Origin of the sequence: uncultured Brevundimonas sp., from assembly GCF_963977465.1 — a bacterium.
Classification (GTDB): domain Bacteria; phylum Pseudomonadota; class Alphaproteobacteria; order Caulobacterales; family Caulobacteraceae; genus Brevundimonas.
Window position 1 is genome coordinate 144,413 of sequence record NZ_CAXBOQ010000007.1, and the last position, 26,063, is coordinate 170,475.

The following is a 26,063-nucleotide window of genomic DNA, read 5'->3' on the forward strand; positions in this document are numbered from 1 at the left end:
CTGTTTGGGCGGCGAAACATGTTTCATCGGCCTGTCGGAGTTCGGAGTGGTCCCGGATCCTGAACAGCCCCCCCAGCCCCCCTGGATTTCTCCATCAAGGGCTTCGACGGGCCGATGCTTCCTAAAGCGAGACGCCCGCTCAGCCACCCTCCCCCCCTCCGGCAGAGCGGGCGTTTTGCTGTCCGGACTCCAGGCTGGGACTCAGCCGATCAGGGCGACCGTCTCGGTTCGTCCGTCGCGCAGCACCGTCAGGTTCAGCCCGTTCGTCACGGCCGACAGCGCCGCGGCCAGGGACCGGATATCGCCCACCGCCATAGCGTTCACCGCCGTGACCACATCGCCGGCCCGAAGTTGCTGCATGGCCGCCGTCGAGCCCCCCTCGACCGCCGTGACCAGCACACCGTCCTGGGTCACGCCGTCGGCCGGCTTCAGATTGCGGAAGCTGGCCCCATAGGCCTGAACCTCGGTGGTGCCGAGCATGACCGGATCGGGACCGGCCACCTGGACCTGCAGCGACGTCGTGAGCTCACGCCCGGCGCGCAGGTAGACCAGCGGCAGCTGCGCGCCGGGCGCAGCGATGCCGATCGTGGCCCGGACCGATCCGGCGTTGGCGACCGGGCGGTTCTGGATCCGGGTAATGATGTCGTTGCGCTGCAGCCCCGCGGCTTCCGCCGGAGAGCCGGGGGCGACATCGTCGACGACGGCTCCGCGCACGATATTCAGCCCCAGGGTCCGGGCCCGCTCGGCATTGAGCGAGCCGAAGATAGCCCCGGTGCTGCCGCGACGAACCTCGCCGAACTCGCGCAGCTGGCCGACCACATGCAGCATGATGCGGCTGGGAACGGCAAAGGCGATGCCGTCATTGCCGCCGCCACCGCCCGACAGGATCGAGGTGTTGATGCCGATCAACCGGCCCAGGCTGTCCAGCAGCGGACCGCCGGAATTGCCGGAATTCACCGCAGCGTCGGTCTGGATATAGTCCTCGACCGCGTCGCCCATGCCCGAGCGTCCGAGCCCCGAGATCACACCCATGGTCAGGGTCTGGTCGAGACCCAGCGGATAGCCGACGGCAAAGGCCAGGTCGCCGCTGCGCAGGGCGTCGGAATCGGCCACCGCGACCTGGGTCAGGCCGCTCAGCTCGATGCGCAGCACAGCCAGGTCGGTGGCCTTGTCGGTCCCGATCAGGGTGGCGTCGACCAGCCGGCCGTCCAGCAGATCGACGGTGAATTTGTTGCCGCCTTCGACCACATGGTTGTTGGTGACGATGATGCCCGCGGCGGCGTCGAGGATGACACCGGACCCGGTCGCCATCGGCTGGGGCTCGTTGTCGTCCGAACGCGGTCCTTCGGACCGGCCCTGGGTGGTGACCTGGACCACGGCCGGCAGGGAGCGCTCCAGCTCCGAGGCAAAGCTGAACACACCGCGGCGCGTGTCGAAGGGGATGGGAGTGATCGTCGCCGCCCGGGCCTGGGCGGGCGCGGGCTGGTAGGCGGTCTGGGCCTGGGCCGGCAGACCGGCCAGCAGCCCCAGGACAGCCGCAAGAACCACGGCCCGGCCGGTGGACACCGTCAGCCCCGACCGACTCTCATCCCGGAATTTGACACGCTGCATCATCGCCCCCTGTGATCGACCCGACCCTAGCGCGGGATACGCGCCGTGACGATGCCCCAGTTGCGGGCCCGTGTCCCTGAACGGCGCTAGAAGGCGCTCTCGCCGGTGATGGCCCGACCCAGGATCAGGGCATGAACGTCATGGGCCCCCTCATAGGTGTTGACCGTCTCCAGGTTCATGGCGTGGCGCATCACATGCATCTCGCCGGTGATGCCGGCCCCGCCGTGCATGTCGCGGGCGACGCGGGCGATATCCAGGGCCTTGCCGCAGTTGTTGCGCTTCATCATCGAGATGGCTTCGGGCACCCACGCTCCCTGGTCCAGCAACCGTCCGAGCGCCAGCGCCCCCTCGAAGCCGAGAAAGATGTCGGTCTGCATATCGGCCAGCTTCTTCTGCACCAGCTGGCGCGACGACAGCGGTCGACCGAACAGCATGCGCTCGCCGACATAGTCGCGGGTCAGGTGGAAACAGGCTTCGGCGGCGCCCATCGCGCCCCAGGCGATGCCGTAGCGGGCCTTGTTCAGGCAGCTGAACGGGCCGCGCAAACCCTTGGCATCCGGCAGCAGATTCTCTTCCGGCACCAGCACGTCATTGAGGCCGATGTCGCCGGTGATCGAGGCGCGCAGGCTCAGCTTGTCGCCGATCTTGTCGGTGGTGAAACCGTCCATGCCGCGCTCGACGATGAAGCCGCGGATCACGTCATCCAGCTTGGCCCAGACGATGGCCAGGTCGCTGATCGGGCTGTTGGTGATCCAGTATTTGGAGCCGTTCAGGCGATAGCCGCCATCGACCTTGACCGCCTTCGTCTTCATCGCGGCCGGGTCGGAGCCACCGTCCGCCTCGGTCAGGCCGAAACAGCCGATCATCTCTCCGGCGGCCATCTTCGGCAGGAAGCGCACCTTCTGTTCTTCCGAGCCGAAAGCGTAGATCGGATACATGGCCAGCGACGACTGCACGCTCATGGCCGAGCGATAGCCGCTGTCGACCGCCTCGATCTCGCGCGCGATCAGGCCATAGGCGACATGACTGACGCTGGATCCACCGTACTGTTCCGGCAGCATGGCCCCGAGAAAGCCCATCTGGCCCATCTCGCTCATGATGGCCCGGTCGAAGGTCTCGTCGCGGAAGGCCTCGACCACGCGCGGCAGCAATTTCTCGCGGGCATAGGACCGCGCCGCGTCCTGGATCATCCGCTCGTCGTCGGTCAGCCGCCCGGACAGGTCCAGCGGATCATCCCAGCGAAAGGTCTTGTGCGAAGCGGTGGAGCCATCGGCCATATCGGGTGCCTTCCTGAACGAAACGAGAGGGGTCTGACGGTCCGCCACGCCCTGGTGACGGCTCCCTCCGGGGATAGGGCGGCGGTTTAGGCCAAAACGGCGGAGTCGGGTAGGGGCCGCGCCTCGCGGCGCGCCCGGCCGGGTCGATGAAACTTTTGGAAACATAGCCGGGCTCCGAACCACGCCACCTCAGGTTTCAGCGACCTTCGGGATTCGGACCTCGCTGCCGGGTCCCGTCCCGACGCCACACCAGCGCCATCTGAAATACCAAAGCGTCACGATATCAACGACAGCCTTACCCGACGTCAACCCGGACGGTGCAATCGGCGACATGACGTCGGCGAGGGATGTCCCTTTTAAGTAGTTTTGCGTCACGCTCGCAGTATAGCGAATTGTAATCGAGCGTTTCACGGAACACTTCACCTGTTTCACGGAAAAACCTCCGGACATGATGAGTCCGGCAGTGGCGAAAATGCTGCACAATTCTGTCAAAATGGTGGATGGGGCTAAACTATTCAGCAAGATTGTTGCGATCCGGCCCGTAAATCTTATTAGGCGTCGTTCGCATAGGATTTTGCGAACGGACGCATTGGGCGTCGCCGAGGGGAAGATGAGAAATACAAAATCACTGTTGCTGAGCAGTTCGTTGCTCGCAGGCCTGTCCGCCGCCGCCTTCATCGGCGCTGCGCCGACAATGGTCATGGCCCAGAGCGCCAGCCCGGATAGCATAGATGACGTCATCATCACCGGATCGCGTATCCGCCGCGACCCGACCAATTCGCCGACTCCGCTGATCCAGATCAGCCAGGAGGAAGTCCTCCAGTCGGGTGAAGTCAACGTCATCGACTTCCTCGCCGACATCCCGGCCCTGTCGACCTCGGTTGTGCCGGAAGACACCACCGGTTCGAACCTGAACGACGGCGGCCTGTCGCTGCTCAGCCTGCGCGCCCTCGGTTCGGTGCGCACCCTGACCCTGGTCGACGGTCGTCGCCATGTCGGCTCCAGCCCCGGCACCCTGTCGGTTGACGTCGACACCATCCCGCGCCTGCTGGTCGCCAGCACCGAGATCATCACCGGTGGTGCCGCCGCCGTTTACGGTGCCGACGCCGTTTCGGGCGTGGTCAACTTCATCCTGAAGACCGATTTCGACGGTCTGGAAATCGACGCCTCGGTGGCCGAGATCAACCAGGACGGTCAACTCGGCGAGCGCCTGTCGGTGCTGTGGGGCCAGAACCTGCTCGACGGTCGCCTGAACTACTATGTGTCCGGCGAATACCAGCGCAACGACGAAGTGCTGGACAGCGACGTCGACTGGCGCCGTGAGTCGTGGGGCCTGATCAGCAACGACGTCGATCCGTCCAGCGCGCCCAACGACGGCGTGCCGGACCTGATCCTGCTGCGTGACGTCCGCACCTACATCCGCGGCACCAATTTCGGTGGCGTGACCATCCTGTCCACCGGCGTCCAGCCGAGCCCGGCCAGCGACCCGGACGTCCCGTTCGGCACCTGCTCGGCGACCACCTTCTCGTCCAACTGCTTCTCGCTGGCCCCGGCCAACCGTCTCGACAACGGCTTCCTGTACACCGACACCGGTGCATCGCAGGCCGTCGTGTTCGGCCCGATCCGCCAGGGTGCAGGCTTCACGCGCAACGCCAGCAACGGCGGCCTCGGCCAGGTTCAGAACACCGAGCAGGGCCAGTCCAGCCGCCTGCCGGAATCGACCAACTGGCGCTTCCAATCGGGCTTCAACTACGACCTGACCGACTCCATCAACCTGTTCGGTGAAGTCAAATACGTCGAGGAAGAAACCTACGACGCCGGCCAGCGCGTGTTCCAAGACATGAACATCAAAGCCTTCACGCCCGGATCGGTCGGGGCCATCACCGGCACCACCGCGTTCGAGATCGGCGTGGACAACGCCTATCTGCCGGCCAACGTCCGTGACGCCATCCTGGCCAACCGTCGCGACATCTACAACTCGGCCGGCGTGATCACCAGCAACGTCGCCGACCCCCGTGCCCAGCACAAGCTGTACGGTCCAGTCCGCAACCAGCTGAACAATCGCGACCTGCAGCGCTACGTCATCGGTGCCCGGGGTGAAGCCGGCGACATCGGCTTCTTCCGTGATGTCAACTGGGAAGCGGCCTACACCTACGGCGAGATGAACAACTCGAACCGCGAACAGGCGGTCGACGTCGTCCGCTACCAGGCTGCCGCCGACGCCGTCGTCGACACCCTGGGCGTGGTCAACGGCCGGGCCGGCGAAATCGTTTGCCGGGTCCAGCTGCTGCAAGCCCAAGGCACGGCTGTGCCGAATGCGAACGTTACCGCCAGCGGCGTCACCACCACCTATTCGCGCCAGGGCGACGTCATCAACAAATGCGTGCCGATCCGCGTCTTCGGTGCCGGTGGCTTCAGCCCCGAGGCCCTGGACTATCTGTCGGCGGCCATCACGGTCACCGACCAGAACAAGCAGCACGACTTCCTGACCTTCGCCTCCGGCGATCTGTGGGACTTCTGGGGTGCCGGTCCGATCGGGGCCTCGATCGGTTATGAGTACCGCAAGGAAATCACCAGCGGCGTGGGCCGTGACGCCGACACCGCCGGGCGTTTCCTGTTCCTGAACGGCGGCGGCGACTTCGCTGAGGCCAGCTACGACACCAACGACATTTTCGCCGAACTGCGCGTTCCGCTGTTCGTCGACAGCTGGCTCGGTCGTTCGGCGGAAATCAGCGGGGCGTATCGTCACTCTGACTATTCGCACGTCGGCAAGCAGGACACCTACAGCGTCCTGGCCCAGTGGCGTCCGGTGGATCAGCTGATGTTCCGCGCCAGCACTGCCACCGCCATCCGCGTGCCGAACCTCGGTGAAACCAACGATCCGCTGGGACAGACCTTCGCCAACGGCTTCAGCGATCCCTGCAGCGCCACAGTCATCAACAACCTGGCCGATCCGCAGATCCGTACCAATCGCATCGCCAACTGCGGAACATTGGCCGTCGCCGCCGGCCTCCCCAACCTGGTGTTCAACACTACGGCGGACCCCAACTCCTACCTGCCCAACTACGGCAGCGGCTCGGTATCCGGCCTGGCCGGGGGCAATCCCCTCCTGAAGCCGGAAACCTCGGAGAGCTTCACCTTCGGGGCTGTCTGGACACCGGACTATCTGCTGCCCAACCTGGCGATCATCCTCGATTACTATGACATCGAGATCAACGACGCGATCGCCTCGGTTTCGGCCCAGACAGCCGCCAACCAGTGCGTCAGCGGCGATCAGGTCAATACCCCGATCTGCCTGACCCAGACGCGAAGCACGTCAAACTTCCTGGTCACCAGCTTCATCCAGTCTTCGCGCAACTATGCGTCGTTGACGGCCAAGGGTGTCGACTTCACGGCGAGCTACGGCTTCGACCTGCCGTCATGGTTCGGCATGGACTGGGGCAAGTTCAGCCACGCTCTCCGGGGTAACTGGCTGATCGAGCAGAACGACTACGTCAACATCGCCGATCCGACCGATGCCAGCATCTTCGCGGACACCGTCGGCATGCCGCGCGTTCGCTTCCTGTCGACGGTCAACTGGTCGCCGACGCCCGACCTGGCCTTCACGTGGAAGTGGGACTGGCAAGCGAGTCAGGAGATCGACGACCTCAACAACCTGACCGCCAACCTCGATCGCTATGAGGACCTTCGTTACAGCCAGACCGGCGACTTCTCGCAGCACGACTTCTCGGTCCGCTGGCAGGCTCGTGACAATGTCACCCTCCGCGCCGGCGTCGTGAACGCGTTCGACGCCGAGCCGGCTCGCTGGCTGGGCGGCACCTCGGCCGACAATTTCGATCTGTTCGGTCGCCGCTTCTTCCTGAGCGTCAACTACCGTCCGTTCTGATCCATTCGGAACGACACACTGAAGGGGGCGGCGGACTTCGGTCCGCCGCCCTTTTTCCTGTCCGGTCGACAGGGTGATGGGCCCGCCGCCGCCCCTGCGGGATTGGCGCGCCGACCCGGCCGCGTTATGCGATGGGGCCTGGGCGCGCGGACCCAGGCAGCGGGACCGACGATTGCCATGACCCAGACCCCAGGCCCCCTGTCCGGTGTGCGTGTGCTCGATCTTTCGCGGGTACTGGCCGGGCCGTGGGCGACCCAGACCCTGGCCGATCTTGGGGCCGAGGTGATCAAGATCGAACGGCCCGGCGTCGGCGACGACACCCGCGCCTGGGGTCCGCCCTTCACGACGAAGGCCGACGGCACGCCGGGCGACGCGGCCTATTTCCTGTGCACCAACCGCGGCAAGAAGTCGGTCACCGTCGACATCGCCACGCCCGAGGGGGCCGCCACGATCCGCGAACTGGCAAAAACCTGCGACGTGGTGGTCGAGAATTTCAAGACCGGCGGCCTGAAGAAATACGGCCTCGACCACGCGGCCCTGACGGCGCTCAATCCCCGGCTGGTCTATTGCTCGATCACCGGCTTCGGCCAGGACGGGCCCGACGCCCACCGCGCCGGCTATGACTATATGATCCAGGCCATGGGCGGACTGATGAGTGTCACCGGCCAGGCCGACGGCGCACCGGGGGCCGAGCCGATGAAGGTCGGGGTCGCCGTGGCCGACCTGTTCACCGGCCTGTACGCCTCCAACGCCATCCTCGCCGCCCTGCTGCACGCCCGGGCGACCGGCGAAGGCCAGCACATCGACATCGCCCTGTTCGACGTCCAGGCGGCGATGCTGGCCAATCAGGCGACCAATTTCTTCGTCTCGGGCAAGGTCCCGACCCGGATGGGCAACGCCCACCCCAACCTGGCCCCCTACCAGCCGTTTCCCTGCACCGACGGCATGGTGGTGATCGCCGTCGGCAATGACGGCCAGTTCCGCGCCCTCGGCAAGGCCCTGGGCGCTCCGGAACTGGGGGCCGACCCGCGCTTCCTGACCAACGCCCTGCGCATCGAACACCGCGCCGTCCTGTCGGCCGAGGTCTCGGCCCTGACCGCGGCCCTGAGCATGGCGGACCTGATGGCGGCGCTCGAGACGGGCGGCGTGCCCTGCGGCCCGGTCAATACCGTCGATCAGGTCTTCGCCGAGCCCCAGGCGGTGCATCGCGGTCTGGTGGTCGAACAGGCCCGCGCCGACCTCGACGGCCCGGTCCGCACCGTGGCCTCGCCGATCCGGATGTCAAAGACGCCGGTCATCTATGACCGCCCGCCCCCGGCCCTGGGTCAGGACACCGATGAGGTGCTGGGCGAGCTCAAACCCTAGCGACCGGCCAGCAGCGCCACCAACGCCAACACGGCCGCGCCGAGCGTCAGCCTGGCCGGCAGGGTGCGGTCGGGGGTCTCGTTAGATCCGGCCTCTGCGTCCACCGCGATCGCCTCGGATCCGCTGCGCAGTACCGCCAGCCGCGCCTTCGCCAGGATGGCCTCCTTGTCCGGTACGGACAGCCGGATCCACCCCAGCGCCTGCAGGATCAGCGGGTCCGCCTTGGCGTGTTCGGCACCGCCCAGCGTCGGCGTGAATCCATCCGCCCGCAGACGGGCCGCGGCGATCTCGGCCTCATAGACGTCAGCGAAACGGGCGATCTCGATCATCGCCCCGCCCCTACAGGTCCAGCAGCGCGCGTGCCGGGTCTTCCAGCAGATCCTTGACCCGTACGAGGAAGGTCACCGCGTCCTTGCCGTCGACGATGCGGTGATCGTAGCTGAGCGCCAGGTACATCATCGGCCGGATCACAACCTCGCCGTTGATGGCCATCGGGCGCTGGACGATGTTGTGCATACCCAGGATGCCCGACTGCGGCGCATTCAGGATCGGCGTCGACATCAGCGAGCCATAGGTGCCGCCGTTGGTGATGGTGAAGGTGCCGCCCTGCAGCTGGTCCAGGGTCAGGTCGCCGTCGCGGGCGGCCTTGCCCAGGGCGGCGATGCCCTTCTCGATGCCCGCCAGCGACAGTTGATCGGCATCGCGCAGCACGGGCACGACCAGACCCTTTTCGGTGCCGACGGCGACGCCGATGTCATAGTGGTTCTTGTAGACGATGTCAGTGCCGTCGATCTCGGCATTGACCGCCGGCATCTCCTGCAGGGCCGCGACGATGGCCTTGGTGAAGAAGCTCATGAAGCCCAGCTTGACGCCGTGGCGCTTCTCGAACGCCTCCTTGTACTGGCTGCGCAGGGCCATGACCGCGGTCATGTCGACCTCGTTGAAGGTGGTCAGCTGAGCGGCGGTGTTCTGCGATTCCTTGAGGCGGCGGGCGATGGTCTGGCGCAGCCGGGTCATCTTGACCCGGTTCTCGCGCGGCTGGTCGGCGCGCGGGGCCGAGGCGGCGACAGAGGCCTGCGGCGGAGCCGCAGCGGCGGGAGCCGGAGTCGGGGTGGCGGCGGCCTCGAGGGCATCCCCCTTGAGGATGCGACCGTCCTTGCCCGAGCCCTGGATGGCCTTGGGATCGAGGTTGTTCTCGGCGACGATGCGCTGCACCGACGGCGACAGCGGAATGTCGCTGGCACCGGCCTTGGCGGACGGGGTGGCGGCAGCAGCGGCGGGGGCCGACGCGGCACCGGCACCGGAACCCGAGATCCGGCCGATGGCCTGACCCGGAGTGACCGTGGCCCCTTCGGCCTCGACGATCTCCAGCACGCCGTCGGCGGGGGCCACGATCTCGACGGCGACCTTGTCGGTCTCGATCTCGACCAGCAGCTCGTCCTTCTTGACCGCATCACCGCTCTTGCGATGCCAGGTACCGATCGAGCCCTCGGCGACGCTCTCGCCCATGGTCGGCACGGCGATGGTCACGGACCCGGACGCGGCCGGGGCAGCGGCGGGCGCGGCGGCCGGGGCAGCGGCGGGCGCGGCGGCCGGGGCAGGGGCCGCAGGCGCGGCGGCCTTGGCTTCCGCCTTGGGGGCGGCGGCTTTCGGGGCCTCGGCGGCGGGGGCTGCGGCAGACGCCCCCTCGGTCACCACGCCCAGCACGGTGCCGGGGACGACGGTGTCCCCCTCGGCGGCCTTGATCTCGGCCAGAACACCATCGGCGGGCGACACGACCTCGAGCGAGACCTTGTCGGTCTCGAGCTCGACCAGCATCTCGTCCTTCTTGACGGCATCGCCGGCCTTCTTGCTCCATTTGGCGATGGTGGCCTCGGCAACGGATTCACCGAGGGCGGGGGTCAGAATGTCGGCCATGAGGTATCCAGATTTCTTGTCTTGGTCCGTCGCGATCAGGCGGCGAAGGCGTCGTTCAGGAAGGTTTCGAGTTCTTTCAGGTGCCGGCTCATCAGACCCGACGCCGTGGAGGCGGAGGCCGGACGACCGACGTAACGGGCGCGCGTCGACGCAAGGTCGAGCTTCTCCAGCGTCAGTTCAAGCCACGGATCGACAAAGGTCCAGCCGCCCATGTTCTTGGGCTCTTCCTGGCACCAGACCAGCTCGGCCTTGGGGAAGCGCACCAGTTCCGTCATCAGCGACTTCAGCGGCCACGGATAGAACTGCTCCAGCCGCATCAGATAGACGTCGTCGACCGGTTCACCAGCCTTGGCCCGCACCTCGCGCGACTCCAGCAGGTCGTAATAGACCTTGCCCGAGCACAGCACGACGCGGCGGATGTCCTTGTCCGCCTTGAGGGTAATGCCGGCCACGTCAGGACGGCGCTCGGCGTCGTCGTGCAGCACCCGGTGGAACGAGCTGCCCTCGGCCATGTCAGCCAGGGTCGAGACCGCCTTCTTGTGGCGCAGCAGGCTCTTGGGCGTCATCAGGATCAGCGGCTTGCGGAAATGCCGGTGCATCTGCCGGCGCAGGATGTGGAAATAGTTGGCCGGGGTGGTGCAGTTGGCGACCTGCATATTGTCCTCGGCGCACTGCTGCAGGAAGCGCTCCAGACGGGCGGAGGAGTGTTCCGGGCCCTGACCTTCGTAGCCGTGCGGCAACAGCATGGTCAGGCCGCACATGCGCAGCCATTTGCGCTCGCCGGACGAGATGAACTGGTCGATCAGAACCTGGGCCCCGTTGACGAAGTCGCCGAACTGGGCCTCCCACATCACCATGGTGTTGGGGTCGGTGACGGCATAGCCGTATTCGAATCCCAGCACCGCCTCCTCCGACAGGGCGGAATCAATGCCCTCGAACTCGGCCTGGCCCTCGCCCAGATTGTTGAGCGGGATGTAGCGTTCCTCGGTGGTCTGGTCGATGACCCCCGAATGGCGCTGGCTAAAGGTGCCGCGCACCGAATCCTGGCCCGACAGGCGGACCGGGAAGCCCTCGTCCAGCAGGGTGGCGAAGGCCAGGCTCTCGGCCGTGGACCAGTCGATGTTCTCGCCGGTGGTGATGGCCTCGCGGCGACCGTCCATGACCCGCTTCAGCGTCTTGTGGATGTCGATCCGGTTGGGGACCGTGGTCAGGCGGGTACCGAGGTCGATCAGGGTCTCGAGCGGCACATCGGTCTTGCCGCGACGCTCATCACCCTCGGGCAGGCCGATGCCCTGCCACTGGCCGTCCATCCAGTCGGCCTTGTCGGCCTCGAACGTCTTGCCGGCTTCGAACTGGGCGTCGAGGAATGCGTCGAACTCGGCGATGGCGGCGTCGACCCCGGCCTCGTCGATCACCCCTTCGGCGACCAGACGCCTGGAGTAGATTTCCCGCGTCGAAGGCTGGGCCTTGATCTTGGCGTACATCAGCGGCTGGGTGAAGGTCGGATCGTCGCCCTCGTTGTGGCCGAAGCGGCGGTAGCAGAACATGTCCACCACCACATCCTTGTGGAATTTCTGGCGGAATTCGGTCGCCACCTTGGCGGCGAAGACCACGGATTCCGGATCATCGCCGTTGACGTGGAAAATCGGGGCCTGAACCATCAGGGCCACGTCCGACGGATAGGGCGAACTGCGGCTGTTGCGCGGGCTGGTGGTAAAGCCGATCTGGTTGTTGACCACGAAATGCATGGTCCCGCCGGTGCGGTAACCCTTCAGTCCCATCAGGGCGAAGCATTCGGCCACCACGCCCTGACCGGCGAAGGCGGCGTCACCGTGGATCAGCACAGGCATGACCTTGGAGCGGTCCAGCGCCCATTCGGCCTCGGGCTTGCCGGCGTTGGCGGCGCGGATGTCGAACGCCTGTTTGGCGCGGGCCTTGCCCAGCACCACCGGGTTGACGATCTCCAGGTGCGACGGGTTGGCGGTCAGCGACAGGTGGACGTGATTGCCGTCGAACTCGCGGTTCGAACTGGCACCCATATGGTATTTGACGTCGCCCGAGCCCTCAATGTCGCTGGGCACGCTGGAGCCGCCCTGGAACTCGTGGAAGATGGCCCTGTAGGGCTTGGCCATCACGGCCGCGAGCATGTTCAGGCGGCCACGGTGGGCCATGCCGAACACCATTTCGTCGACACCCAGGGCCCCGCCGCGCTTGATGATCTGCTCCATGGCCGGAACCATGGCCTCGCCGCCGTCAAGGCCGAAACGCTTGGTGCCGGGGAAGCGTTTGTGCAGGAAGCGCTCGAAACCCTCGGCCTCGATCAGCTTGTTCAGGATCGCCAGCTTGCCCTCGCGGGTGAAGGCGTTCTGCTCGAACTTGTCCGGCCCCTCGATGCGCGCCTGCAGCCAGGACTTCTCCTCCGGTTCGGCGATATGCATATACTGGATGCCGATGGTGCCGCAGTAGGTGCGGTCCAGAATCTCCATGACCTCGCGGATGGTGGCCGTTTCCAGTCCCAGCACGCCGTCCAGATAGATCGGTCGGTCGAGGTCGGCCTCGCTGAAGCCGTAGAATTCGGGGGTCAGCTCGGGATTGTCGATCGGCTGTTCGATTCCCAGCGGGTCCAGCCGGGCGTGCAGATGGCCGCGCACCCGATAGCTGCGGATCAGCATCAGCACGCGGATCGAATCATGCGCGGCGGCGCGGATCTCGTCGGCGGTGGCGGCAGGCGCGGCGGCGGGTTTCCCGGCAGCGGCCGCCTTGCCCGGTACGGGGCGCGGCGTCGGCCAGCGCCCGTCGAACACGCCGGTCTCCTCGGTCGCTTCGGTCGCGCGGTCGCGACCCCAGGCCCCGGCACCGGCCGCGGCCTTTACCGTTGCGGCGCTGTCACGCAGCTGGTCGAAAAAGGCGCGCCATTCGCCCGATACAGACGCGGGATCATTGGCCCACTGCGCGTGCAGATCCTCAATGAAGGCGGCGTTCGACCCGTACAGAAAGCTGGTCTCGGCAAAGACCTGATTCAGCCGACCGGCATCGTCCGCCATTTTTTTCCGTCATCCTTTTCGCCCTCACGCACACGTCTGCGTGAAGGGGCCGCCTGTCATATAGGCGGTGTTTCCTCATGGGTCATGACCGAAGCGGGGCGAAAAGGCGAATTTTGCCCCGGACGACAGAAAAAAGCGCCCGCGCGGCGAGCGGGACGCTTCCGATTCTAGCCCTTGAGCACCTCGACCAGGGTCGTGCCCAGACGCGCGGGCGACGGCGAGACGGTGATCCCGGCCTGCTGCATGGCGGCGATCTTGGATTCTGCATCACCCTTGCCGCCCGCAACGACGGCCCCGGCGTGGCCCATGGTCCGGCCCTTGGGCGCGGTGACGCCGGCGATGAAACCGACCATCGGCTTCTTGCGGCCCTTCCTGGCCTCATCGATCAGGAATTGCGCGGCCTCTTCCTCGGCCCCGCCACCGATTTCACCGATCATGACGATCGAGGTGGTCTCGGGGTCGGCCAGGAACAGTTCCAGCACATCGATGAACTCTGTGCCCTTGACCGGGTCGCCACCGATGCCGACCGCCGTGGTCTGGCCCAGACCCTCGTTCGTCGTCTGGAACACCGCCTCATAGGTCAATGTGCCCGAGCGCGAGACGATGCCGACATTGCCCTTCTTGAAGATGGAGCCGGGCATGATGCCGATCTTGCACTCGTCCGGCGTCATGATGCCGGGGCAGTTGGGACCCAGCAGGCGCGACTTCGAGCCCTCGAGGCGGCGCTTGACCCGCACCATGTCCAGCACCGGGATGCCCTCGGTGATGCAGGTGATGAAGGGGATCTCGGCCTCGATGGCCTCGATGATGGCGGCGGCGGCCCCCGACGGCGGCACATATATGACCGAGGCGTCGGCCCCGGTGGCCGCTTTCGCCTCGGCGACCGTGGCGTAGATCGGCAGGGTCTCTCCGTGCGAGCCGGCCCAGGTCTGGCCACCCTTGGTCGGGTGCACGCCGCCCAGCATCTGGGTGCCGTGATAGGCCAGCGCCTGTTCGGTGTGGAAGCCGCCGGTCTTGCCGGTCAGGCCCTGGACGATGATCTTGGTGTTTTTGTCGACGAGGATGGACATGGGTCTATCGATCTCTGAATAGGTCAGTCAGCAGGGCGGAGACGGAGACGGCGTTCAGCCGACCGCCGCGACGATCTTCTGGGCGGCGTCGTCGAGGTCGTCGGCCGCAGTGATGGCCAGGCCGGACTCGTTGAGGATCTTCTTGCCCTGGGCGACATTGGTGCCTTCGAGGCGCACGACCAGCGGCACCTTCAGGCCCACTTCCTTGACCGCCGCGACCACGCCCTCCGCGATGACGTCACATTTCATGATGCCGCCGAAGATGTTGACGAGGATGCCCTTCACGTTGGGATCGGCGGTGATGATCTTGAAGGCCGCGGTGACCTTCTCCTTGTTGGCCCCGCCGCCGACGTCGAGGAAATTGGCGGGCTCTTTCCCGTACAGCTTGATGATGTCCATCGTCGCCATGGCCAGACCGGCCCCGTTGACCATGCAGCCGATGTCGCCGTCGAGCGCCACATAGGCCAGGTCATGCTTGGAGGCCTCGATCTCCTTGGCGTCTTCCTCGCTCTCGTCGCGCAGGGCGACGATGTCGGGGTGGCGGAACAGGGCGTTGCCGTCGAAGCTGACCTTGGCGTCCAGCACCCGCAGGTGGCCGTCCTTCATCACGATCAGCGGATTGATCTCCAGCATGGCCATGTCGGTGTCGACGAAGGCCTTGTAGAGGATCGGGAACAGGGTCTTGCCGTCGGCGGCCGCGTCGCCGGTCAGGGCCAGGGCGGTGTTCAGCTTGGCGACATCCGCGTTGGTGACGCCGGTGGCCGGGTCGATGACGATGGTCTGGATCTTGTCGGGCGTATCATGGGCGACGGCCTCGATGTCCATGCCGCCCTCGGTCGAGACGACGAAGGCGATGCGGCCGTACTGGCGATCGACCAGCAGCGAGCAATACAGTTCGCGGTCGATGTCGGCCCCGTCCTCGATATAGAGGCGGTTGACCTGTTTGCCGGCGTCGCCGGTCTGGGCGGTAACCAGGGTGTTGCCCAGCATCTCCTTCGCGTGGGACACGGCCTCCTCGACCGAAAAGGCCAGGCGCACGCCGCCCTTGGCGTCGGGGCCCAGTTCCTTGAACTTGCCCTTGCCGCGTCCACCGGCGTGGATCTGCGACTTCACCACATACAGCGGCCCGGGCAGCGACCGCGCCGCGGCCTCGACCTGGTCGACGGAGGTGACGGCCACGCCTGCGGCGACGGGGGCCCCGAAGCCCTTGAGGACCTGCTTGGCCTGGTATTCGTGGATATTCATGGGAGGCACCGCCGAAACGCTGGGGAGGAAGTGCTGCGCTTATAGGCAGCCAGCCTTCGCAGGTGCAACCTTCTCCCTAGAGCCTGATCGGTTGAGGAGGAATCGCTGCGCGATTCCGCCGATGCCGTGAATCAGGCTCCAGCATAGTTCTGGAGCGAAATCTGAGTCTGGACGCGATCGCGTCCAGACCGATTTCGCTCTAGTCGACCCAGTCGCGCTTGATTGAACGCGAGGCCAGGAACAGCAGGGTGGCGGCCACCACATAGAAGGCCCCGCCTGAATAGATGGCCCAGCGGATCGATTCATCGCCGAACTGCGGCTTCAGCAGATCGGAGACGAAGCCGAAATAATAGGTGCCCAGGGCGATACCGACCAGATTGTTGATCAGCAGGAACAGGGCCGACGCCGTCGAGCGCATCGAGGCCGGGGCGATGTGCTGCACCGCTGTGACGATCGGGCCCAACCAGGCCAGGTTCAGGGCCGTCGGGATCAGGAACAACGGAAAGGCCAGCGCCAGACTGGGCGCGTTCAGCGACAGGTAGAAGAAGGGCAGGGCGATGACGAAGGCGATGGCCGGCACCAGCGGATAGGCCCGCTTCGACTTGCCGCCGAACTTGTCGGCCAGAAAGCCCCCGAGACCGATACCGATGACCCCGCCGACCAGGGTGATGGCGCTGTAGTAGAGCGAGGTCTCGGTCAGGGTCAGATTGAGGCTGCGCTGGAAGAAGGTCGGCAGCCAGAAAGCCACGCCATAGCCGCACACCGAGGACGAGGCCGCGCCGAAAGCCAGCAGCCAGAAGGTCGGCTTGGGCAGAACGGTCTTCAGCACCACACTGAAAGCGGGGGCCTTGGGGGCAACGGCGGGGCGCGGCACGCCGGCGGCCCGATCGAGACCGCCGCGTTCCGGATCCTTGACCACCAGTTTGAAGATCGGGGCCAGGATCAGGCCGGCAATGCCGACGACGATGAAGGCCGTGCGCCAGTTGATGTTGGCGGCGATCAGGCCGCCGAGCAGGATGCCCATGGCCATGCCCAGAGGAATGCCGAACGAGAACACGGCGAGGGCGCGGGCGCGCTGCTTGGGCGGGAAATAATCCGAAATCAGCGAATAGGCCGGGGCCACACCGCCGGCCTCACCGACACCGACACCCATACGCATGGCGAACAGGCCCCAGAAGGAACCGGCGTAGCCGCAGGCGACGGTGAACCCGCTCCACACGGTCAGGGCCGAGGTCATGATCCACGAGCGGCTGGTGCGGTCGGCCAGCCAGGCGATCGGAATCCCCAGCAGCGAATAGAGGGCGGCGAAGGCGATGCCGCCCATCACCCCGACCTGGGTGTCGGTCAGGTCCAGTTCGACCTGGATCGAATCCTTGAGGATGCCGAGGATCTGCCGGTCGAGGAAGTTGAAGGTGTAGACGATGACCAGCAGGGTCAGCACCAGATAGCGATAGCGCGAGACCTTCGGCGGCGTGGTGCCGATATCGGACTGGCTCATTGCATTCCCCTCAACGTGATCCCCGGCAGGACCGTAGCGGCGCGATCCGCGCCTGCAAAAGAAAAAGGGCGGCGGCCCCGGAGAACCGCCGCCCCTTTCGACCCCTGGGGGTCAGGCTTCAGGCGTCTGTGCGGATCAGAACTTGACCTGCAGCATGGCCGAGACGGTCCGCGGCGGGCCGTAGTAGCCGATGACCGAGTCGTTGAAGACCGCCGCACCCGGGAAGTTGTAGCCCCCGATGCGGTATTCTTCGTCGGTCAGGTTCTTGCCGTACACGCCGACCGTCAGCTTGTCGTTCGGGGCGGTCCAGACCACCGACAGGTCGACCAGCGAATAGGCCTCCTGGTCGAGGATCGGGTTCGGGAACTCGAACTGGCTGTAGTCGTCGCGGTAGCTGATGGACGGGGTGATGGCGAGCGCCCCTCCGGCCATCTGGCCGCGCCAGGTCAGGCCGAAATAGCCCGTGTATTTCGGCGCGTTCTGCAGCACCACCTGATCGGCGATGTTCTCGTACAGGCCGGTGCCCAGGTTGAAGCGCTGGAACTCGTCAAACTCGGCGTTCAGGTAACCGACGGCGAAATTTGCCGTCAACGAGTCGAGGATATGCAGCGTGCCCTCGAACTCGGCACCCGAGATGGTCGAGGAGCCGACGTTGTCGACAAAGCTGGCGATGGCGGACCCGAGCGGCGTACCGGCCGGCACCTGGGTGGTGACCTGCTGGTCCTGGTACTCGTTGTAGAAGAGGGCCGAACTGAACGACAGGCGGCGATTGAAGGCCGAGCCCTTCAGCCCGATCTCATAGGCGTCGACCGTCTCGGGCTCATAGCCGTTAACGGTGTTCGGCGTCACGTTGGCGTCGCCGCGCATGTCGAAGCCGCCCGACTTGAAGCCGGTCGAGAACGAGGCGTAGCCGGTGATCCGGTCGCTGAAATCATACGACAGGGCGAAACGCGGCGAGATGTCCGTGAAGTCCCGGCTGTTGGTATAGTCGGTGCGCACCTGGAACGGGGCGCGTGCGGTGCCACCCAGCAGCGGGCTGCGGGTAGCCCCCAGATAGTTGGCGCGGAACACGTCGCCGGTCTTGCTGTCCTGGGTGTAGCGCAGGCCGATCGACAAATGCAGTCGGTCGGTCAGGTCCCCGTTGACGTCGGAATACAGCGAGAAGCTTTCGGTCTCGACGAAGCCGCCGGTACCGATGACAAAGCCGAAATTACCGAGGATGGTGTCGAAGGCACCCGAGGCCTTGGCGTTCAGATAGTAGGCACCGACCACGCCCTGGACGCGGTCACCCTCGAACTGGAGCTGGAACTCCTGCGTGAACTGATGGTCGCCGTAGACCGCCGGGATATCCAGCGTCGGGGCCGGGGTGTTGTCGAAATCGATGACCGTGTCGGTTTCGCCGCTGCGATAGGCGCTGATCGATTTGAACGTCAGATTGTCATTGAGATAGAATTCGCCGGTCAGGGACACACCCTCGGTAATGACCGAGTTATTGTCGCCGACACCGGCATAGGTGTCATAGACGTTGGGCGTGACGCCCGCACCGACACCGGTGCCGGCCACTTCACGGTGACCGTGACGCGGGTTGGATTTGTCCACGGTCCGATCATAGGCCAGACGGAAGAAGCTGTTGTCGTTGGGCTGGAACTCGGCGCTCACACGGGCGGCGAGAACGTCCTTGTCGTAGGACTCGGCACCGGTGTTGAGGTTCTGGCCATAGCCGTCGCGGTTATAGCTGGCGAACGCGCCGCCGATGCGAAGGTTGTCACTGACCGGAATGCTGGCGGACGCCAGGAAGTCCATCTGGTTGTAGCTGCCGTAGGTGCCGCGCACAGTGGCTTCCGGCTCGATCGACAGGCGCGAGGTCACATATTTGATCGCGCCGCCGATGGTGTTGCGACCGTAGAGCGAGCCCTGGGGTCCACGCAGGACCTCGATGCGCTGGATGTCGAAGATGTCCAGAACCGCGCCCTGGGGGCGGGCCACATAGACGTCGTCGATATAGAGGCCGACGCCGGGCTCGAAGCCCCACAGCGGATCCTGCTGGCCGACGCCACGGACGAAGGAGATCAGGGTCGAGTTGGAACCGCGCGCGGCCTGAACCGTGGCGTTCGGGGTCTGCTGCTGCAGGGCCGTGATGTCGGAAGCACCGGTTTCCTCAAGGCGCTCGGCCCCCAGGGCGGTGACGGCGACCGGGACGTCCTTCAGCTGCTCGTCGCGGCGACGGGCGGTGACGATGACGTCATCGATCATCGACGCCTGCGGTCCGGTCGCCATCGCGCCGGTGTCCTGGGCCATGGCCGCGGTGGACAGTGCGCTCAGCGCGGCACCCGCCAGCAAGGCGGTTTTTACGTATCTGTTCATTTGGTACCCCAATTGTTGTGTTCCAGCCCGTTGACGCTTTTATTCAGCGTTCAATGATTTTCACGGAACCTATCCAGTTTCCCCGCCCTGTCAAACACAGTGACGGTTCCCCCGCGCCAAATCGGCAGCCTGTGGCGCCGTTGCACAGGACCCGCCCGGCGGCCTAGCTTGTCGCCATGATCAGGCCCAACGCCCCCGAACCCGTTTCCGAAGCCGCGCCCGAGGTCCCGGCCGCCCGTGCCGCGGGTGCCCCCGCACGCCGCGGACGCCCGTCCAAGGCCCGGTCCGCCGGTGCCGGCGTGGCGCGCGAGTCGATCCTTGATGCGGCCGAGGACCTGTTTTCGAAACACGGCTTCTATGGCGTCACTATCCGCGAAGTGGCGCGCGAGGCCGGCGTCGACACCGCCCTGGTCCATTATTATTTCGGGGCCAAACGCGCCCTGTTCGACGCGGTCTTCCTGCGCCGCGCCGAAATCTGGAACAGTGAACGGGTCGATGCCATCAATCGCTATGCGCAGGAGGCGGGACCGGACGGCATGACCTTCGAAGGACTGTTTGAAGCCTTCCTGCGCCCGCCGTTCGCCTGGTCGCTGAAGGGCGGGCCGGGCTGGAAACACTATTCCGCGCTGGTGGCCCAGACCAATGCCAACCCGGCCTTCGGCGGCGAGATCATGACGCGCTATTTCGATCCGGCGGCGCGGCGACTGATCGAACTGATCAAGCAGATCGTTCCGGATGCACCCGAAGTCGACCTCTACTGGGCCTATCACAACCTGTCGGGCGCGCTGACGCTGACGCTGGGCGAGACCGGGCGGCTGGACCGGCTGTCGGGCGGCCTGTGCCGCTCCGGCGATCTGGAAAGTGCCTGCGACTATATGGTGCGCTTCGCCGCGGCCGGGTTCCGCGCCGTCTGCGGCGCGCGCCCGGACTCCCCGCCCGGCTGATCCGGGCCTGCCGCCGCTTCTGCGGCGTGCCGATTCATGGTTTCAAGGCGAGACCGTGCCCCGGGAAAAACAGATGAGCCGAACCGAGCCTCCCCCCGAACGCCCGTCCGTCATCCGGATGCTGGTCGTGGCCGTGGTAGCCGGGGCCTTCCTCGCCATCAGTGGGGCCTTCAATCTCGGTCAGAACCCGATACTGAATCGCCTCGCCTACTGGATCCCGCTGATGATCGGTGGCGGCATATGGGGCCATCTGTGCTCGGTCTGGATCGCCCGGCTGCTGGACGCCGAACGACAGCCCTGGCTCACGGCCGTGGTTCTGACCGTCGCCATCGCCGCACCGCTGACGGTGGTGGTCTGGGCCCTGACCGGTCCGGCGTTCGGCCAGGGCCTCTACGGCCTGGACCTGTTGCCCGAATTCCTGCTGCCGGTGGCCGTGGTGACCGCGACCATGACCTTGCTCAACGTCTTCCTCGACCGGGCCCGGCCGCTCGCCACCCACGCCGCCCCCCCCGGTGCCCCTCCGGCCCGCTTTCCCGACCGGCTGCCACCCCGCCTGCGCGGGGCCACCCTGATCGCGGTCCAGGCCGAGGACCACTATCTGCGCGTCCATACCGATCGCGGCTCCGACCTGATCCTGATGCGGCTGTCGGATGCCCTGGCCGAGCTGGAAGGCCTTGAGGGGGCCCGCACCCACCGCAGCTGGTGGGTGGCGCGCGACGCGGTGCGCGACGTCAGCCGCGGCGACGGCCGGGCCCTGTTGACCCTGGACGGCGACCTGACCGCCCCGGTCAGCCGCCGCTACGCCCCCGGGCTGCGCCAGGCCGGCTGGTATTAGGCTCATCCAGCCCAGATCCCGTGGAACCCGGCCGGCAGGGCCACGTCCGCCCGCCAGCTGGCGACCGGGCCGTCCGCCACGTGCGCGGCGTCAAAGGCGTGCAGTTCGGTCACCCCCTCGGCCAGATTGATCGACGGCGCGATCAACCAAGCTTCAGCTTCGCCCGATCGCCCGGGTTTGGGCACGTACACCGCCTCCTCGGCGACGACCCGGTCGCCGAAGTCGAAGGCGTCCGAACGCCCCGTCTCCCAGTCGTGAACGGCCAGACCGGTGGCCAGCGGTCGGTCGGCGGTCTCACCGGCGACGTGGGCGGTCAGACGACGCGACTGACCCGCACGCCGGGGGTCGCTTCGGGGAAATTCGGCGGTCACACCCGACGAAACCATGTCGGCACCGCCATCAGTCCGCAGGGTGATCAGGGCCAGAACGGCCGGCTCACCCGGGACGGTCCCGCGCTGTTCAACCATCACCCGGGCCCCGTCGATGGCGAAGGCCACATCCTTGCCGGCGGCGACGTCGAATCGGATCGTCCCCGAAGCGTCTTCCCAGGCGTCGCCCAGATGGAAATAGCTGAAGGTCGGCAGCTCATAGATCCGGCGGCGTGACAGGTCGGCCTTGTCGATGACCAGCACCTGGGTGCCCATCTCCGGCTTCCAGGCGAACTGCGAGGCATAGGGCATGCCGCTGTGATCGAAGACCCAGGGCTGCAGCACCAGGATCAGGTGGCGAGCCGTGGCAGTGAAGTCATGCATATAGCTGGCGCGCGGCAGGTCGATGATGTCCGCCGTGTTCAGGCTGCGGTCGGCGTTGAGGTGCCAGACCACCGCCTTGTCCCCGTTCAGGCCGATGTTCCAGATCGTGCCGTCAGGGTCATAGCGGGGGTGCGCCTGGAACGGCATGCCCTTGAGGTCGTCGCGCAGGGTGACAAACCGCTTGGTCGACAGGTCCGACGCCGCCATGGCCAGCGGTGCCCCGCCCTCCCACAGAGCCCAGACTTCGTCGCCGGCCAGCATGACCGCGGTGTTGGCGGCATTGGCATCCTCGATCGAGCCGACCCGCGCACGGTCGTCGCCGGCGGTGCCGAAGCCTGCCGTGACAACGGCACCGATGGCGCTCTCGTGCCGTCGCTTGGGCGTATCGGCGAAACGGGCGTCAAGCGTCACCTGCCCATCGTTGATGCGGAAGGCGCGCATCAGGCCATCGCCGTCGAACCAGTGGGTCGCCGAGCCGCCAGGCCGACGGAATTTGGCCGGACCGTTGCGGAACAGGGTCCCGGTCAGATCCGCCGGGGCGCGACCATGGATCAGCCGCATGGCCCGGGGCGCGACGTCGGCCTCAAGGTCAGCAGTGGCCAGGGCCCAGTCAGCGGCGGCCTCCTGGGCCGCCATCGCCCGGACGGTCTCGGGTGTGATCACGGCGGCGGACAGGGCGGCGGCACCCATGAGGAAGTTGCGGCGGGACGTGTGCATGAGGTGGTTCTCCTGACGGAAGGGGTTTCGGCGCGGCCTCAAGCAGTGAGTCGCCGCGCGGCGAGCGATCGGCCGCCTAGCGAATGACAATGCTCTGGGTGACGGTGCCCGAAACGGTGACCTTGGCCTGGTCCCAGCGCGCCGGTCCCATGTTGCCGACCGCATTGTTGGAGAAGGCATAGGGTTCGAGCGGCATGCCGAACGGGTTGGTGTTCATCGTGCCGTCGCCGTTGACGTCATGAAACGCCTTCATGCCGTAATCGCCGGCGGGCAGGCCCTCGAACGTCGCGGTCTGCTGTCCGGCGGCGACGTCCAGGCGGGCCCTGCGCACCGGAGCTCCGTCCGACCAGGCCGCCTCGCTGTCATACAGGGCGACCATAACGGCACCGGTCGACGCGCCGGTCTCGAAGGTCAGGGTCAAGCTGGACGGGTCGGCGGCGAGGGCCGGGGCGGCGGCGGCCAGGGTCAGGGCGGCGAGGGCGGCGGCGACGGTCTTCATGGCGGATATCCTGTTCAGGGGAAGCCCGATCGCCGGGCCCCGATATCCAGACCCTCGGGCCGCGCCGCCGCCGACGCCAGCGCGCTTGCGGCGATGCACGGCCCGGCTTCGTGAACGACCAGCCGGTGTCCACTGGCGACGCGTGAACGACCGCCCCGATCAGTCGGCAGAGTCCTCGATGTGATGGATCTCGTCGTCGTCGAGCCCGAAATGGTGGCCGATCTCGTGCACCAGCACATGGCTGATGATCTCGTACAGGCCGACATCGCCACGCTCGCACCATTCATCGAGAATCGGCCGGCGATAGAGGAAGACGCGCGACGGCTCGGGCGCGGGCCCCAGCCCCTCCTGACGGCCGATGTCGACGCCGTGATAGAGGCCGGTCAGGTCGAACGGATCGTCGATGTCCAGCGCCGCCAGCGTCTCGGCATCAGCGAAATCATCGATGCGCAGCACCACATTCCCGGCCAGCGAGCGGAACGGTTCGGGCAGGGCCTCGAGGGCGGCGCGGGCCAGCCGGGCGAAGTCGTCGAGGGTGGGGGCGGTCTGATCGGTCAAGGTCGGGGTCATGCCCCTCATATCGGTACTATGGGTCTCGGCAGCAATCGCGTTCAGTGGGCGTGGCTTTTTCGCAGCTTGCGCTATGGTGCCTGTGCGAGTCAGCACGAACCGGCGGATAGATCTGCGAATGGCTGAGGCCGATATTGCCTATGTAGCGACCGCGGGAGCGGCAGGCCTGGCGCTGGCAGTCAGCGCCTGGGCGTGGCGCATGCGAGCCCGTCTGTCATCGCAGGCGCGTCACGGCGGTAGCGAACTGGTCGCCACCCGCACCGCCCTGGCCGATTGCGAAGGGACCCTGGCCGCCTTCGACGACACCCGGTTGTCGCTCGACACGACCGGCGTGACCGGGGTGATCGGTGCGCTCGAAATCTGGAGCGAGATGGCCCTCGACCTGCCCGGAGCGGATCTCCAGCCGATCGACGCCGTGCTCGACGCCGTGCGCGCCAGCGCCGGCCCCCGGCTCGACGCCCTGATCGCGGCGGGTGAACCCTTCGACCAGGTGCTGGACCTGCCATCCGGGGCCTGGCGCATCGACGGCCGCCCGGCCGCGGGCACCGCCTGGCTGCGCCTGTCGCGTCTGGGCGGCGTGACCCAGGTGGCCGAGAGCGGTCTGGGCCTGCTGGCCGACTCCTCCCCGGCCCCGACCTGGATCGTCGATCCGTCCGGACGACTGGCCTGGGCCAACCGCGCCTGGCTGTCCGAGATGAAGGCCGACAGCCTCGAAGACGCCATTGAACGGTCGTTGAGCTTCGATCGCGGGGCCGATGCCATCGTCGCCGAGGCCGGCCGCATGCACGCCCGTCAGGAAGGTTTCCGCTGGACCACCGGCGGCGGCCGTCGGCGCGCCTGGCGGATCATCGCCGAGCCGGCTCCCGGCGGCGGCGGGGCCGTGGTCGCCTTCGCCATCGACATGACCGAGGCCGAGGAGACGCGTGACACCCTGCGCCGCCACGTCGAGGCCCATGACGAGACCCTGAACCACCTCGCCGACGCGGTCGCCATCTTCGGCCCGTCCAAGCGGCTGGCCTTTCACAACACCGCCTTCCAGGCCCTGTTCAACATCGACCCGGCCTGGCTGGACGAGCGCCCGACCCATGCCGAGCTGCTGGACCGGTTGCGCCAGCGTCGCCTGCTGCCGGAAGTCATCGACTATGCGGGCTGGAAGGCGCGCGAGCTGGAGTTCTATGGCGCGTCCGAAGCCACGCCCGACGACAGCTGGTCCCTGCCCGACGGCCGCACCCTGCGCGTCGTCCGCCAACCGCACCCGCTGGGCGGCATCTTGCTGCTGTTCTCGGACATCACGGACGAACTGCAGCTGCGCAGCCGCTTCAACGCCCAAATCCAGGTCCAGACCGCGACCCTCGACAAGCTCAATGACGCCGTCGCCGTGTTCGGCTCTGACGGACGTATCCGCCTGCACAACGAGGCCTTCGAAAGCTTCTGGAAACTGACCGCTGACCAGTTGACCGAGGCCTCGGACTTCGACGCTATCGCCGAGCTGTGCAAGACCGCCCTGCCCGACCCGGCGCTGTGGCTCGGCCTGAAGGCACGCGTCGCCGATCCCGATCCCGAGAGTCGCGTCGCCATCTCCGGCGAGGGCCGCACCGCCGACGGCCGCATCGCCTCGTGGCAGACCCGCCCCCTGCCCGACGGTGCCACCCTGGTGGCCTTCTCCGACGTCACCGCCCAGCGCGAGCTGGAACAGGCCCTGGCCGCCAAGGCCGCGGCGCTCGAGGAAAGCCAGGCCCTGAAGCGCGAGTTCGTCGGCAGCGTCTCCTATGAGCTGCGCACGCCGCTGACGACCATCGTCGGCTATTCGGAACTGCTCGAGACCCTGGGCGGCCTGCCCGAGCGCAGCCGCCAGCAGGCCGGAGCCATCCGCGTCGCCGCCAGCCAGCTGGCCCGGTCGATCGACGATGTGCTGGACATGGCCCAGATCGATGCGGGCGAGATGGAGCTGAGCCTCGGCGATCTGCACGTGCGCGATATGTTCGCCGGGATCGTTTCGCGCTACCGGCCCCGGGTCGAGGGTCGCGGCGCGACGCTGAAGGCCAAATGCCCGGCCCGGCTGCCGACCGTCCGCGCCGACGAGCGCCGCATCACCCAGGCGCTGGACCACCTGCTTGAAAATGCCGTCCGGGCCGTGTCCGAAGGCGGCGAGGTCACCCTCTCGGCCGAGGCCAACAGTTCCGAACTGCGCATCCGGGTCGAGGATACCGGGCGCGGTATCCCCTATCACCTGCAGCCCCATGTGTTTGACCGCTTTGTGCGCCGCGACCGTGGCGGCCCCGGCGTCGGCCTGGCCCTGGTCAAGGCCATGGTCGAGATGCACGGCGGCTGGGCCGAGGTCGAGAGCGAGCCCGGCAAGGGCGCGGCCTTCATCCTGCACCTGCCGCTGCGCGCCTCGTCGGCCGCCGCCGCCCCGGAACTGCGGCTCGGGGGCCTGGCCGGCGTCGAGTGAGGCGCTTTGACCGCCTG

Annotated in this window: 18 protein-coding genes and 1 pseudogene; 5 read left to right on the forward strand and 14 right to left on the reverse strand. The window is 66.7% G+C overall.

Annotated features, from left to right (window positions below; all coding sequences use genetic code 11):
* Positions 1-201: 201 nt before the first annotated feature.
* From AAC067_RS14845 to AAC067_RS14855, 3 genes are all read right to left on the reverse strand, one after another.
* Positions 202-1,614, reverse strand: coding sequence for a trypsin-like peptidase domain-containing protein (locus AAC067_RS14845; protein ID WP_339933630.1), 1,413 nt, complete (start codon positions 1,612-1,614; stop codon positions 202-204).
* Between the two features lie 83 nt (positions 1,615-1,697).
* The gene (locus tag AAC067_RS14850) at positions 1,698-2,888 is read right to left on the reverse strand and encodes an acyl-CoA dehydrogenase (protein ID WP_339933631.1); all 1,191 of its coding nucleotides are present in this window, start codon (positions 2,886-2,888) and stop codon (positions 1,698-1,700) included.
* A 189-nt stretch (positions 2,889-3,077) separates the two neighbouring features.
* Entirely contained in the window at positions 3,078-3,590 is a 513-nt protein-coding gene (locus AAC067_RS14855; RefSeq protein ID WP_339933632.1) for a hypothetical protein, read from the reverse strand.
* Here AAC067_RS14855 and AAC067_RS14860 point away from each other — a divergent pair.
* Together AAC067_RS14860 and AAC067_RS14865 are read left to right on the forward strand one after the other, a co-directional pair.
* On the forward strand, positions 3,589-6,774 hold the full coding sequence (locus AAC067_RS14860; RefSeq protein ID WP_339933633.1) for a TonB-dependent receptor: 3,186 nt from the start codon (positions 3,589-3,591) through the stop codon (positions 6,772-6,774). The two genes, AAC067_RS14855 and AAC067_RS14860, sit on opposite strands and share 2 nt — an antisense overlap.
* A 177-nt stretch (positions 6,775-6,951) precedes the next feature.
* A complete protein-coding gene (locus AAC067_RS14865) occupies positions 6,952-8,139 on the forward strand; it encodes a CaiB/BaiF CoA-transferase family protein (protein ID WP_339933634.1) in 1,188 nt (395 codons plus the stop codon).
* On the opposite strand, the gene AAC067_RS14870 is transcribed toward AAC067_RS14865, so the two are convergent.
* From AAC067_RS14870 to AAC067_RS14905, 8 genes and pseudogenes are all read right to left on the reverse strand, one after another.
* Positions 8,136-8,468, reverse strand: a complete 333-nt coding sequence (locus tag AAC067_RS14870; RefSeq protein ID WP_339933635.1) for a hypothetical protein — start codon at positions 8,466-8,468, stop codon at positions 8,136-8,138. The genes AAC067_RS14865 and AAC067_RS14870 overlap by 4 nt on opposite strands.
* A gap of 10 nt (positions 8,469-8,478) precedes the next feature.
* Positions 8,479-9,669: a 2-oxoglutarate dehydrogenase complex dihydrolipoyllysine-residue succinyltransferase gene (gene odhB, locus AAC067_RS14875; protein WP_339933683.1), complete on the reverse strand. Its 1,191-nt coding sequence runs from the start codon at positions 9,667-9,669 to the stop codon at positions 8,479-8,481.
* A 24-nt stretch (positions 9,670-9,693) separates the two neighbouring features.
* Positions 9,694-10,056: pseudogene (locus tag AAC067_RS14880) on the reverse strand (biotin/lipoyl-containing protein); the annotation flags it as partial.
* Between the two features lie 35 nt (positions 10,057-10,091).
* Positions 10,092-13,100: a 2-oxoglutarate dehydrogenase E1 component gene (locus AAC067_RS14885; protein WP_339933636.1), complete on the reverse strand. Its 3,009-nt coding sequence runs from the start codon at positions 13,098-13,100 to the stop codon at positions 10,092-10,094.
* A gap of 167 nt (positions 13,101-13,267) precedes the next feature.
* Positions 13,268-14,170, reverse strand: a complete 903-nt coding sequence (sucD, locus tag AAC067_RS14890; RefSeq protein WP_339933637.1) for a succinate--CoA ligase subunit alpha — start codon at positions 14,168-14,170, stop codon at positions 13,268-13,270.
* A 54-nt stretch (positions 14,171-14,224) separates the two neighbouring features.
* Positions 14,225-15,415 carry an ADP-forming succinate--CoA ligase subunit beta gene (sucC, locus tag AAC067_RS14895; protein ID WP_339933638.1) on the reverse strand — a complete coding sequence of 397 codons (1,191 nt, stop codon included), beginning with the start codon at positions 15,413-15,415 and terminating at the stop codon, positions 14,225-14,227.
* Positions 15,416-15,614: 199 nt separating this feature from the next.
* Positions 15,615-16,913 carry an MFS transporter gene (locus AAC067_RS14900; protein WP_339933639.1) on the reverse strand — a complete coding sequence of 433 codons (1,299 nt, stop codon included), beginning with the start codon at positions 16,911-16,913 and terminating at the stop codon, positions 15,615-15,617.
* A gap of 135 nt (positions 16,914-17,048) precedes the next feature.
* The gene (locus AAC067_RS14905; RefSeq protein ID WP_339933640.1) at positions 17,049-19,277 is read right to left on the reverse strand and encodes a TonB-dependent receptor; all 2,229 of its coding nucleotides are present in this window, start codon (positions 19,275-19,277) and stop codon (positions 17,049-17,051) included.
* Positions 19,278-19,453: 176 nt separating this feature from the next.
* Here AAC067_RS14905 and AAC067_RS14910 point away from each other — a divergent pair, with 176 nt between their 5' ends.
* Entirely contained in the window at positions 19,454-20,221 is a 768-nt protein-coding gene (locus tag AAC067_RS14910) for a TetR/AcrR family transcriptional regulator (RefSeq protein WP_339933641.1), read from the forward strand.
* Between the two features lie 73 nt (positions 20,222-20,294).
* Complete coding sequence (locus AAC067_RS14915; RefSeq protein ID WP_339933642.1) at positions 20,295-21,056, forward strand: LytTR family DNA-binding domain-containing protein; 762 nt, start codon at positions 20,295-20,297, stop codon at positions 21,054-21,056.
* A gap of 2 nt (positions 21,057-21,058) precedes the next feature.
* On the opposite strand, the gene AAC067_RS14920 is transcribed toward AAC067_RS14915, so the two are convergent.
* The 3 genes from AAC067_RS14920 to AAC067_RS14930 all read right to left on the reverse strand — a co-directional run bounded on the left by AAC067_RS14920 (position 21,059) and on the right by AAC067_RS14930 (position 23,594).
* A complete protein-coding gene (locus tag AAC067_RS14920) occupies positions 21,059-22,525 on the reverse strand; it encodes a carotenoid oxygenase family protein (protein ID WP_339933643.1) in 1,467 nt (488 codons plus the stop codon).
* Between the two features lie 76 nt (positions 22,526-22,601).
* Positions 22,602-23,024 carry a DUF2141 domain-containing protein gene (locus tag AAC067_RS14925; protein WP_339933644.1) on the reverse strand — a complete coding sequence of 141 codons (423 nt, stop codon included), beginning with the start codon at positions 23,022-23,024 and terminating at the stop codon, positions 22,602-22,604.
* Between the two features lie 159 nt (positions 23,025-23,183).
* Positions 23,184-23,594 (reverse strand): metallopeptidase family protein, encoded by a 411-nt coding sequence (locus tag AAC067_RS14930; RefSeq protein WP_339933645.1) that lies wholly within the window; start codon positions 23,592-23,594, stop codon positions 23,184-23,186.
* 118 nt (positions 23,595-23,712) lie between these two features.
* Between AAC067_RS14930 and AAC067_RS14935 the strand changes: the two genes are divergently transcribed.
* Positions 23,713-26,046, forward strand: a complete 2,334-nt coding sequence (locus AAC067_RS14935) for an ATP-binding protein (RefSeq protein ID WP_339933646.1) — start codon at positions 23,713-23,715, stop codon at positions 26,044-26,046.
* The last annotated feature ends 17 nt before the right edge of the window (positions 26,047-26,063 follow it).

Bases quoted from the DNA above. Each gene is read 5' to 3' on its own strand.
- AAC067_RS14915 (WP_339933642.1), top strand. From the start codon at position 20,295: ATGAGCCGAACCGAGCCTCCCCCCGAACGCCCGTCCGTCATCCGGATG.
- AAC067_RS14865 (WP_339933634.1), top strand. From the start codon at position 6,952: ATGACCCAGACCCCAGGCCCCCTGTCCGGTGTGCGTGTGCTCGATCTT.
- AAC067_RS14860 (WP_339933633.1), top strand. From the start codon at position 3,589: ATGGCCCAGAGCGCCAGCCCGGATAGCATAGATGACGTCATCATCACC.
- AAC067_RS14925 (WP_339933644.1), bottom strand. From the start codon at position 23,024: ATGAAGACCGTCGCCGCCGCCCTCGCCGCCCTGACCCTGGCCGCCGCC.
- AAC067_RS14935 (WP_339933646.1), top strand. From the start codon at position 23,713: ATGGCTGAGGCCGATATTGCCTATGTAGCGACCGCGGGAGCGGCAGGC.
- AAC067_RS14910 (WP_339933641.1), top strand. From the start codon at position 19,454: ATGATCAGGCCCAACGCCCCCGAACCCGTTTCCGAAGCCGCGCCCGAG.
- AAC067_RS14855 (WP_339933632.1), bottom strand. From the start codon at position 3,590: ATGACCATTGTCGGCGCAGCGCCGATGAAGGCGGCGGCGGACAGGCCT.
- sucD (WP_339933637.1), bottom strand. From the start codon at position 14,170: ATGTCCATCCTCGTCGACAAAAACACCAAGATCATCGTCCAGGGCCTG.
- AAC067_RS14845 (WP_339933630.1), bottom strand. From the start codon at position 1,614: ATGATGCAGCGTGTCAAATTCCGGGATGAGAGTCGGTCGGGGCTGACG.
- AAC067_RS14900 (WP_339933639.1), bottom strand. From the start codon at position 16,913: ATGAGCCAGTCCGATATCGGCACCACGCCGCCGAAGGTCTCGCGCTAT.
- AAC067_RS14885 (WP_339933636.1), bottom strand. From the start codon at position 13,100: ATGGCGGACGATGCCGGTCGGCTGAATCAGGTCTTTGCCGAGACCAGC.
- AAC067_RS14870 (WP_339933635.1), bottom strand. From the start codon at position 8,468: ATGATCGAGATCGCCCGTTTCGCTGACGTCTATGAGGCCGAGATCGCC.
- AAC067_RS14920 (WP_339933643.1), bottom strand. From the start codon at position 22,525: ATGCACACGTCCCGCCGCAACTTCCTCATGGGTGCCGCCGCCCTGTCC.
- AAC067_RS14905 (WP_339933640.1), bottom strand. From the start codon at position 19,277: ATGAACAGATACGTAAAAACCGCCTTGCTGGCGGGTGCCGCGCTGAGC.
- AAC067_RS14930 (WP_339933645.1), bottom strand. From the start codon at position 23,594: ATGACCCCGACCTTGACCGATCAGACCGCCCCCACCCTCGACGACTTC.
- sucC (WP_339933638.1), bottom strand. From the start codon at position 15,415: ATGAATATCCACGAATACCAGGCCAAGCAGGTCCTCAAGGGCTTCGGG.
- AAC067_RS14850 (WP_339933631.1), bottom strand. From the start codon at position 2,888: ATGGCCGATGGCTCCACCGCTTCGCACAAGACCTTTCGCTGGGATGAT.